The organism is Bradyrhizobium sp. B097, from assembly GCF_038957035.1.
GTDB lineage: Bacteria > Pseudomonadota > Alphaproteobacteria > Rhizobiales > Xanthobacteraceae > Bradyrhizobium.
In genome coordinates this window covers 4,505,649-4,514,417 of record NZ_CP152412.1, presented here as the reverse complement: position 1 = coordinate 4,514,417, position 8,769 = coordinate 4,505,649, and the positions used below count along the sequence as shown (strand labels likewise).

General features: G+C 61.6%; 13 protein-coding genes and 1 tRNA gene. 7 read left to right on the top strand and 7 right to left on the bottom strand.

Going from position 1 to position 8,769, the window contains the following annotated elements; translation table 11 throughout:
* Positions 1-126: 126 nt before the first annotated feature.
* A tRNA-Arg gene (locus AAFG07_RS21330) sits at positions 127-203 on the top strand.
* 23 nt (positions 204-226) lie between these two features.
* Here the strand turns inward: AAFG07_RS21330 and AAFG07_RS21325 are convergent.
* Positions 227-433, bottom strand: coding sequence for a hypothetical protein (locus AAFG07_RS21325; RefSeq protein ID WP_342728952.1), 207 nt, complete (start codon positions 431-433; stop codon positions 227-229).
* Positions 434-620: 187 nt separating this feature from the next.
* On the opposite strand from AAFG07_RS21325, the gene AAFG07_RS21320 reads away from it, so the two are divergent.
* Both AAFG07_RS21320 and AAFG07_RS21315 read left to right on the top strand, forming a co-directional pair.
* Positions 621-1,172 (top strand): hypothetical protein, encoded by a 552-nt coding sequence (locus tag AAFG07_RS21320; RefSeq protein WP_342728951.1) that lies wholly within the window; start codon positions 621-623, stop codon positions 1,170-1,172.
* 127 nt (positions 1,173-1,299) lie between these two features.
* Positions 1,300-1,698 carry a hypothetical protein gene (locus tag AAFG07_RS21315; protein WP_342728950.1) on the top strand — a complete coding sequence of 133 codons (399 nt, stop codon included), beginning with the start codon at positions 1,300-1,302 and terminating at the stop codon, positions 1,696-1,698.
* 5 nt (positions 1,699-1,703) lie between these two features.
* Here AAFG07_RS21315 and AAFG07_RS21310 read toward each other — a convergent pair whose 3' ends face one another.
* Both AAFG07_RS21310 and AAFG07_RS21305 read right to left on the bottom strand, forming a co-directional pair.
* The gene (locus AAFG07_RS21310) at positions 1,704-2,075 is read right to left on the bottom strand and encodes a DUF1330 domain-containing protein (protein ID WP_342728949.1); all 372 of its coding nucleotides are present in this window, start codon (positions 2,073-2,075) and stop codon (positions 1,704-1,706) included.
* Positions 2,076-2,641: 566 nt separating this feature from the next.
* Entirely contained in the window at positions 2,642-2,866 is a 225-nt protein-coding gene (locus AAFG07_RS21305) for a PRC-barrel domain containing protein (RefSeq protein ID WP_342728948.1), read from the bottom strand.
* A gap of 870 nt (positions 2,867-3,736) precedes the next feature.
* On the opposite strand from AAFG07_RS21305, the gene AAFG07_RS21300 reads away from it, so the two are divergent.
* Both AAFG07_RS21300 and AAFG07_RS21295 read left to right on the top strand, forming a co-directional pair.
* On the top strand, positions 3,737-4,204 hold the full coding sequence (locus AAFG07_RS21300) for a DUF992 domain-containing protein (RefSeq protein WP_342728947.1): 468 nt from the start codon (positions 3,737-3,739) through the stop codon (positions 4,202-4,204).
* A gap of 348 nt (positions 4,205-4,552) precedes the next feature.
* Positions 4,553-5,026: a hypothetical protein gene (locus AAFG07_RS21295; protein WP_342728946.1), complete on the top strand. Its 474-nt coding sequence runs from the start codon at positions 4,553-4,555 to the stop codon at positions 5,024-5,026.
* Between the two features lie 388 nt (positions 5,027-5,414).
* On the opposite strand, the gene AAFG07_RS21290 is transcribed toward AAFG07_RS21295, so the two are convergent.
* Positions 5,415-5,828: an SRPBCC family protein gene (locus tag AAFG07_RS21290; RefSeq protein ID WP_342728945.1), complete on the bottom strand. Its 414-nt coding sequence runs from the start codon at positions 5,826-5,828 to the stop codon at positions 5,415-5,417.
* 259 nt (positions 5,829-6,087) lie between these two features.
* Between AAFG07_RS21290 and AAFG07_RS21285 the strand changes: the two genes are divergently transcribed.
* Positions 6,088-6,393 carry a hypothetical protein gene (locus AAFG07_RS21285; RefSeq protein WP_342728944.1) on the top strand — a complete coding sequence of 102 codons (306 nt, stop codon included), beginning with the start codon at positions 6,088-6,090 and terminating at the stop codon, positions 6,391-6,393.
* A gap of 27 nt (positions 6,394-6,420) precedes the next feature.
* On the opposite strand, the gene AAFG07_RS21280 is transcribed toward AAFG07_RS21285, so the two are convergent.
* The 3 genes from AAFG07_RS21280 to AAFG07_RS21270 all read right to left on the bottom strand — a co-directional run bounded on the left by AAFG07_RS21280 (position 6,421) and on the right by AAFG07_RS21270 (position 8,374).
* On the bottom strand, positions 6,421-7,056 hold the full coding sequence (locus AAFG07_RS21280; protein ID WP_342728943.1) for a 2-dehydro-3-deoxy-6-phosphogalactonate aldolase: 636 nt from the start codon (positions 7,054-7,056) through the stop codon (positions 6,421-6,423).
* Between the two features lie 11 nt (positions 7,057-7,067).
* Entirely contained in the window at positions 7,068-7,982 is a 915-nt protein-coding gene (locus AAFG07_RS21275; protein WP_342728942.1) for a 2-dehydro-3-deoxygalactonokinase, read from the bottom strand.
* A gap of 176 nt (positions 7,983-8,158) precedes the next feature.
* Complete coding sequence (locus tag AAFG07_RS21270) at positions 8,159-8,374, bottom strand: hypothetical protein (RefSeq protein ID WP_050402491.1); 216 nt, start codon at positions 8,372-8,374, stop codon at positions 8,159-8,161.
* A gap of 208 nt (positions 8,375-8,582) precedes the next feature.
* Between AAFG07_RS21270 and AAFG07_RS21265 the strand changes: the two genes are divergently transcribed.
* A complete protein-coding gene (locus AAFG07_RS21265; protein ID WP_171947593.1) occupies positions 8,583-8,759 on the top strand; it encodes a hypothetical protein in 177 nt (58 codons plus the stop codon).
* Positions 8,760-8,769 lie beyond the last annotated feature (10 nt).

Sequence of the window (8,769 nt, the reverse complement as noted above, 5' to 3'; positions counted from 1 at the left end):
CGGGCGGGTCTGGCCAACGCAGGACGAGACCCCTGCTCGCCTTTGTCGTCCGACCACAAAAATCGGTTCGGACAGACTTGGCGGAAAGGCGGATTTTTCATATTGCGGATGCTACAAGGCGGCCACGGTCCCGTAGCTCAACTGGATAGAGTAGCGGATTTCTACTCCGCGGGTTGCAGGTTCGAATCCTGCCGGGATCGCCAAATCAGAATCGTCCCCTTATTTTTCAATCACTTACGCCGATGTTAGCCACTGCACCTGTGGCGTTAGCCACTGGTTGTTCCTGCGCTGTTCGCAGGGCGCTGTTTGCAAGCTTGTTCGTGGCCGCATCGGCCATGGTCTCTTGCTCGACTTCATCGATATAGACTTGCACCTGCGCGAGCGTGGCGTGACCGCTGATCGCCATCATTGTTGAAGTGAGGGAAAGCGCCACGCATCGCAGCGGTTATGCTGGATCGTGACCGGGGGGGGCGCTCAGCTGTGAGACCCCTTGTTGATGAAATTAAGAATTGTCGGCGGGGCTACTTCATCGCTCTGAGAGCCCGGCAGTGGTCGGAAAATCGCATTGAGCATGACCAGAAGGGGGATTCGGGCCCGTACAACAAAGCCACCGTCCGATCGTGACGCAGTTTCGAATTTGGCCTGATCAATCTCATTCTCAGATTGCGGAAAAGCGGATTGGCACTCTGCTGGGCGAGCTGCGTCAGCAATCTCCTCCACAAATCTGGCTGCCGCTCACAAAATTGGATTGCTTCCTGATTGCTCGAAAAGTCGACCTCGCGTTTGCCAAACAGCGCGCCGATCATGACTCGACCGCGCTGTTCAAGGGCTCCAAATTTGGGGGTGTTCAAGACTCAATCACCCAAGGAAAAAATTTGCCCGCGCGGACCACTCGTTTGATTCGCGGTGTCGCTCGATCCTTTCACGCTCCCCGAGTTTTTGGAGCCAATTACACGCTTATCCCGCTTATTCACAGGGGTGGCGAGCCACGTGATACGCCTTCCGCTCGCCGCCCTGATGTCCGGCCGACCAGGATAGACGCATGGGCGCCGCCGGCTCGCTGGCTGGCGCGCCTTCCAGAACCCACCCGGGACACCGTGGTTTCGCTACCGAGCGATTTCACCAATCCGGTGCATTTCTGTATTTCAGTTGATGGTTTGCCAAATTGGTGAAACGCTATCCTGGTCCAGATGGACTCGGGTTTCGCAGGCCCGGGTTTTCTCAAAGGAGGCCGACGAGATCGAGGGGTGGCGCACGCGCCGCTCAACGCCGTTGTGTCAAACCCTAGAGGAGAAAATCATGATCAAAACTGCCACCACCAACTCCGAGGCCGCCCTACTCGACATGATCGCGCGCTATGATGTCATGTTCGCGCGGATTGGAGTGTTCTGCGAGACGATCGCCCGTGAGCGTTGCGCGGAGCATCAGGCGCTCGCGGACGAGGCCGAACAGTTGGCGATCTCGATCATCGCGACACCAGCACACACTAAGGCCGTGCTTGACGCCAAGTGGCGCGTAGCCCGGTGCGAAGGCTGCGAGCGCGATCTGGTGCTGAACAGGATGGCCGTGCATGACAGCGAGCGGATCAAGGCCCGGCGGCGCCGGCCGAGCAAGCCGCCGCCTAGGCCGCCGCACACCGGGAAAAATCAAGCCCCGCCATGGTGGCGGGGCTTTTTGTTTTATGGAGGGGCGCTCTGAGCGCTCTATTGTGGCACGCTATCGACCGCGTAAGAGCGGAACTTCGCGTATTTTTCGCCGATCTTACGGATCGCAAGATATTCAGGATTGGCACGCCACGCCTTGAGCTTGTCCATGCTATCCCACACTTGCACGACCACACGCTTGGGTGGGTCCCCCTCAAATGTCGTCACCTTTCCGCCAGCTGCGGCGGCTCCTCCGATGGCCAGGAAACGGCCGCCTGCGGCCTTGATGATCGCTTGGGCCTTTGGCGCGTATTCGGCAGCATAAGCGTCAGGATTGCTCACGTCGATTTCGGCTACGAAATAGACCGGGGCCTGAGCTTGTGCGTGAAGACCTTCAAGTGCGAGGGCGCCAAGGGCGGCGCCGGTGAGCATTACCATTCCGAGTCGAGTACCAGATGATCTCATGGCATTCTCCTCCGTCGGTTTTGGCTTACAAATTCGATAATTTCTTTAAAAAATGAATTGCCCCCGACGTAAGTCGGGCTGGCGCTCTGAAGGTTCAGGCCAATTGCATTGTGCGCGGATCAACATCGCCCGCTGAGTCTGCGCCATCATGAGACGAGGCCGCCGTCACCGGCGGCCTTTTTCGTGATGGTGGACGGGTCTCGACTTGCTGGGGGCCGAGAAGTCGCCGAGACCGCCCGAAGATCACGGGCGCCACGTGTAGGACCCTGATCGCGTCCTATTATAGAGCGGTTTGGATTCAGGCTGAACCATGACGCGCTAGGACGGCAGCACATCAGCGCTCTTGTTCATCTTCCGCATTATGACCGGCGCGGTTTCGCGCCGCCATCGCCTCGATCGCCTCGATGACGCCCTGTCTTAAACTCCGATCCTTGATTTTACGAAACGCCAACAAGAGTCGAAAAGCGTCCGCCGAGTCCTTAGACTGTCTCTCTCTCGACAAAGATCATCTCCTGGGCGGAAACTCTTCTCCCTCACAGAATAAATTTGATGGTCGAAACCGGCCACCTGCCATCGTGCCCCCTGATCGACAAACGAAGGCCGTGCATGTCGTCGAGATAAACGTGATCGATTGTGCCGGCCTTGCCGTCGGTGAGAACGGCCGCCTTGCCGACCAACTCTTCCTCAGCGGCATGCAAGTCGCGCAGGATATCCGCTGCTAGCTTTGGAGCGCGCACGATCGGAAGTTCATCCGGCATTGCCATGCACCTCGTTGCGGCACCATGCTCGCGATAGGCCTGAAGATCGTGGGGGCGCGATCCCGGCCATGGGGTAGTCGTGGGGTGGCCGGGACCGCGCTTTCCACCACGCTGGCCATCCAATGTCATCCACGGGCTGAACAGCCCGGAAGTGCCCAAAGTCATGGGGCGCACGTATGAGTATCGGCCGTGGGCTCTCCCTGCCCTCGCCCGTTGGCCACTGCGCTCGGATGTCCTTTGACCGCGCTAGGTGCCGTTAAGTTCTGTTAGCCGCCCTAACCCATTGACTTGACTTGGTTCTGGCCCTTCTGCCGGGATCGCCATGCCACTCCCCTTCGGCGAAACCATTTTCCGGAAGCCGCGAAGCCGGCCGGAAACAAACCCGGGGTAGCGTCCCGCCATTGGACCAAGAGGGGATTCGGTCATGTGGGATTTCATCAACGAATTGTATCGGGATTTCTGCCTGGCACGCCTGCAGGAGATGCGGAAGCTGGAGCATCATATCTGAACAGGCACGGACCATGGATAACGATCGGCCCTTGGCCGGCGCCATCCTGGCGGCGATGGTGATTGCCGCGGTGGTTTGGGCGACAGTCGGACCTCCGCCGGGGCACAAAAAGGTCAACAGCCAACCCCAGACTGTCGCGAGACGCTAACGCCCGTATGAATACGGGGTCCTCGAACCTTGGCGCCGGTCTTGCAGACAGAACATCACTGGGATTGCGGGCCCAGGTTGAAACAGACCGCCGCCGGGACAATTCATTTCGAGCCCGGCGGCGTAGTTTCGTTGGCGACCCCAATTCTAAGGTTCTCTTAACCACCAACGAAGGCCGCTCGCGAGAGCGTGGACCGATTGCGCGTCCGTTCGCGTTGTACAGCGCCATGCGTACAACGGGTCATTGGGTCATCGTTGCGGTGTGGGGCGCGGCCGTTCTCGCCACGCCCATCGCAACCGCCGAGGCGCAACAGGTGCAGGCCGGAACGCTCGCGTGTCGCGGCGGCCCCGATACCGGTTTCATCCTGGGCCCGGTGACCAATCTCGATTGCGTGTTGCAGGCCGATAGCGCACCGGACAGTCGTTACGTCGCAGCCATTCCCAACCTCGGCATTTTCATCGGCGACCAGGAAGTCGCACTGACCTGGAAGGTGATGGCGCCAGTGCCGTGGATCGGGCTCGACCAACTCGCCGGCGGTTACACCCACGCAAGCGGCGCGGGCGACAATGTCCTCACCGGCGGCACGAATACTCCGATCACGCTGCATCCGTTGAACGAGGATGCTTTCTCTAGTCCGCCGGTCAAAATCGAGAGCCTGGAAATTCGGCCGGTGGATCGCTGATCCCTAATCAAAGCCGCGTACCGGCTGCCGGAATGCACAACGCCGCCCGCTTGAAATATACGCGGACGGCGCTGCTCCTAGCCCCAGGAAGGTGATGCAAAATCCTGACAGCTCCAAGAGTGCACGTTCTGTGCCAACGATCATGGTCCATATGGGCTATTTGGCTGCAGAAAAACGAATGTAGGTTAAGAACCGAGGCGCCGGTGACGGAGCCTCACGACCAAAGTGTCAACTTGGCCTCAGCGTGGCCCACGCGCTGAGGCCTTTCTTTTTTGATATCCACGGTCTGCTCTGAAATCGCGCCGTGTTCTTTATCATTCAGCGCACGAAACGATTCCGTAGTTCTCCGTGCGTGAACAAAGTTCCGACAGCGCTCGAGATGCCGAACGTATTTGGTTCGTCACGTTGCAGGTTCCGATTCTCGCAGCGATCTTGGGCGGCGTGCTTCGTGATATCCTAATCTGGAATTGCCTCCTCAAAGAGATTGCCAGCGTTCTCATTGTTCGCCGACATTTTGGGATCGATATGGAAGACTCCGTCCAGATCCGTTGCACTCGCTGCAAGAACGTCTTTCGTGATCGCGCCAAGCGGCTGCAGAACGGTTACTCGCGTCAGTGCCCGAGCTGCGAGATCGTCCTCTTCTTCGACGAGGATTCGCACGATTCAAATATCAAGCGCGCGATGCGAACCGCGCGGCGTGCACGCAAGGAACTGCGCGAGAGCGAGGGCGTGAGCGCGAGAAAGGCCGCGGGCGTTCCCCGGCAATACGGCGGCCGCTCGGCATCGAACTCTCGGGGAACCGAGGACGACGACGCCGATTGAGTTGGCGCCAGGGGCTACCGCACTATCCGCCTCGGCCGGCATTTTCCGATGCACGGTCGAGCCATTGCCGCGTCGCCTCGTCACTCCAGCCAGGAACGGCGAAGCGCGCCGCCGGCGTTGCAGCCCCGGGCGAACGAACGGTTGCGGGTTGGCGTGTGTGGGAGTGACGCCGTGTTGCGGCGTTCGCCGACACGCACAGGATGACCAACAGGCCAAGTGCCAAGACACAACGCATCGCATTTGCTCCTGACGACCATCGCGACCGCGCCGAGAGAACGATCACCTCGCCCGTTTGCTCGGCCGATGTGCCATTCCCATATAGACCCCGCCGGCTGTCAATTCTTCCAGCATCTGGTCGATCCGCTTGCGCTTGGTGGCAGCGGCCGGATCAGGACCGCTGCTTTGCCTCGACGTAGCGCTTGAAACTATCCAGGATCGCCTGCCAGCCGCCGCGCTGCTGCTCGACCGAATGAGTATCCTCGCCGTCGAAGCTGACCTGCAGTTTGACGCCGCCCGCCTCAGGCGTGAACGCAACCTGCGCGGTGCGGTCGCCGAACGCATATTCGAGCAGCCGGGGCGCCTCGACCTTGGTGTAAGTGCCGGCGAAATCGAACCCCATGCTGCCGTCCTTGGCTTCCATCCGCGACGAGAATGCGCCACCGGCGCGCAGGTCCACGGTCGCAGCAGTGGTGTGCCAATCGTCGGAGGCCGCATTCCACTGCTTGATGTCGTCGGGCGTGGTGTAGGCGTGCCAGACATCTGCGATCGGCGCGGCAACGGTCGTTTCGACGGCAATCTTCATATGCGTTCCTTCGTCGTTCCTAAATGAAGCGGATGCGCCCACGGCGCCCGGCCGGGGCGCCTGACCGCGGACACTCTACTAGGGCTATTCGCCGTGATCCACAAACCGCTCCGCCGGACGACAGCGCCTGCCAGAGCCGCCGGGAACATGAGGTGGCCGGCGACGCCGTTCAACAAACCAAATGGTGTGTGGCCGGCACAAGAATTTCGTCAGGAATGACCGTGTATGGAAGACGGGTCCAACGCCCGGAGAGGACGACATGCGGAACCTGAATACTGTGCTGAGCAAGCTGAACGACCGCCTGCTGCGGCTGGAGGGCGAGCTGTTCGTGCTGCGATCGATCGCGCGCGCCGCGCTGACCTCCGGCGACGAGTCCGCCATCCGCACCCGCAAACTGCTCGAAGGCGCCAAGCTCGCGCTGGCAGACGAAGCGGAACGGCCGCTGGACGTCGCGACCGGGAAATACGTTGCGGCCGCGATCGCCATGGTCGAAGAGCTGCTGGAGAATCCTCGCGAGGCAGCCCCGCTATTCAGGGTGATCGACGGCGGAAAGCGCGACGACTAGCCCGCGGTCAGGAATTACGGACCGGGCCTAGCTCGCGCCCTGCACGGCCCTGTCATACGCCTCGATTGTCACCTTTGCGCGGACCGCAACATCCGCGGCCGTCATGCCCGGCTTGTAGAGGCTGCTGCCGAAACCGAAGGCGCGAATGCCCGCCTTCACATACTCCGCGAAATTCTGGTCCGAGACGCCGCCGACGGCGGCGAGCATCACATCCCGCGGCAGCACGGCGCGGATCGCCGAGATGCCGGAAGCGCCGAGCACGCTTGCCGGAAAGAACTTCAGGCTCGAGGCGCCCGCGCGTGCGGCGAGCAGCGCTTCCGTCGGCGAGAACACACCGGGCATCGTGATCATCGCGTGGTGCCGGGCGCGCGCCAGCACGTCGACATCGACGTTCGGCGACACCATGAGGCGCCCGCCGGCGTCATGGAGACGATCGACGTCTGCCGCGGTCAGCACCGTGCCGGCGCCGATCAGAACATCAGCGGGCGCCCGCTTCGCCGCAATCTCGATCGAACGGAACGGCTCGGGGGAGTTCAGCGGAATCTCGATCGCGGTCATATCAGCCTCGAGCAGCACGCTCACGATGCCCAAGGCCTCGTCCGGCTGGACGCCGCGCAGGATTGCAACCAGCGGACGCTTCATCGGCGGAAACTGAATGCTCATGCGTTGATCCCTCAATTGTTCCAGATCGCCGCCGCGGCGCCGGCGAGGCCACGGCGAACCGCCTCTTCCGCATCCATCACGTTGAGCGGAATCGAAAGGCTTTCGAGCGCGATCCGATAGAGCCGTTGCAGCCGGCCCGATGCAATCAGCGTCACCGGCGTTGCTCGCTCCAGCTCGGCAAGGCCGGCCGCCAGCTCGGCACCGATCAACGTGCCGGAGATCGTCTCACGGGCCGCCTGCGCGCTGCCGCCGAACAGCAACTGCCGGGATCGCACCCGAAACAGCAAATTGGCAGAAAGCGCCGGCGCTGCGAACGCCTCGACGACGGCCGAGCGGAACGCATCGGCATCAACGGCCTTTTCCGCACCGGCGACGGCATGGGACAGAATGGTGTCGCGCGCAACTGCGCTGAACAACTCGCCGGTCATGAAGGTCGCAAAGCGCTCGACCGCTCCACCGCGCAGGCGCACCCATTTGGAATGGGTTCCCGGCATGCAAACGAGGGCCTCACCCGGCGCATCCAGACCGAGCGCGCCCAGCAACTGGGTTTCCTCGCCACGCATCACATCGGGTGCCGCAGCATCGCGCTGCGCAATCCCGGGCAGGATGCGGATATCGCGCGGCTGCCCCCTGACCACGACGGCGCCTTTGAGGATAGCGGAGAGATGCGCCGGTATGTCGACATAGCCGGCCTCGACCCAGCCCTGCCGCGCGCCGGCCATGCCGCAGATCACGACCGGCAGATTGGCCGCCGCGCCCAGCGCGTCGAGATGCGATTGCAGCACCGACGCAAAGCCGGCCCTGGCGGCCGCCATCATGCCCTCGTCGCTGCGCCGTTCGCCGAACACCTCGCCGCCAGCGCTCATCAGCCAGAGCCGGAAGCTGCTGGTGCCCCAATCGACCGCGACATAGGAAGGCCCGCTCATCGCGCTCTGTTCCACGCTTTTGGTTTCCGGCTCGGCGATGGCGCCGCCGAACAGACGCGATAACGGCGTTCATGACGCCGCGCAAGGCGCGCCAATATCGCGCCGCCACGCGATCACGCGAACGCGCGCGCATGCGACCGCCGGGCCCTGTCCGCGTCAGTGCGTGCGCGGATCGGTTACCGCGCGCCCTTCAGCGTACAGGAGGTCGTGCAGGTCGTGACGTTGCCATGGTCACACTTGATGCAGGCGTTGACGCACTGATCCATGACCTTGGGATTGTACTGGCTGTAAAGATTGGCCGCGCAGCTGTTGGTCGATCCCGTGACCTCCGGGTCGGACCAGCAACCGGACAGTAAAAATGCTGCGGCACTCAAAATGGCGACCTTGCGCATAAGGCCTCCTGCCACGCTCTATCCAAGTATCCTTGCAAGTAACCTTGATAGGTTAGGTTAAATTCCGGTTTCAATTGCGACCTGATCCGGAAGCAGTATTGCTTATCCACCGGACATTTCCCCAAGGTCCGGGCCCACACCGGCAAGGCCGTCAGGCGACCCCGCCTGGCGGCTTTGTTGCCCAGCAATGCACAAGGATACCAACAAGATGGCCCGAAAGCCGCGGTGGTCGTTCAAGGAGGACCGACGACTGATGGAATTGGCGCGCTCCTCCAAGTCGCTCGAGGAGGTCGTGAAGGCGACCGGCCGTTCGCCGGAGCGCATCAAGAAGATGGCGATGCGCCTTGGCCTCTCCATCAAGCCGCGTGGTGCCACAAAGAAATAGTTTGAAATAC

Coding starts and splice junctions, on each gene's coding strand:
- AAFG07_RS21285 (WP_342728944.1), top strand. CDS start 6,088: ATGCGGAACCTGAATACTGTGCTGAGCAAGCTGAACGACCGCCTGCTG.
- AAFG07_RS21265 (WP_171947593.1), top strand. CDS start 8,583: ATGGCCCGAAAGCCGCGGTGGTCGTTCAAGGAGGACCGACGACTGATG.
- AAFG07_RS21315 (WP_342728950.1), top strand. CDS start 1,300: ATGATCAAAACTGCCACCACCAACTCCGAGGCCGCCCTACTCGACATG.
- AAFG07_RS21310 (WP_342728949.1), bottom strand. CDS start 2,075: ATGCTCACCGGCGCCGCCCTTGGCGCCCTCGCACTTGAAGGTCTTCAC.
- AAFG07_RS21280 (WP_342728943.1), bottom strand. CDS start 7,056: ATGAGCATTCAGTTTCCGCCGATGAAGCGTCCGCTGGTTGCAATCCTG.
- AAFG07_RS21305 (WP_342728948.1), bottom strand. CDS start 2,866: ATGCCGGATGAACTTCCGATCGTGCGCGCTCCAAAGCTAGCAGCGGAT.
- AAFG07_RS21290 (WP_342728945.1), bottom strand. CDS start 5,828: ATGAAGATTGCCGTCGAAACGACCGTTGCCGCGCCGATCGCAGATGTC.
- AAFG07_RS21270 (WP_050402491.1), bottom strand. CDS start 8,374: ATGCGCAAGGTCGCCATTTTGAGTGCCGCAGCATTTTTACTGTCCGGT.
- AAFG07_RS21275 (WP_342728942.1), bottom strand. CDS start 7,982: ATGAGCGGGCCTTCCTATGTCGCGGTCGATTGGGGCACCAGCAGCTTC.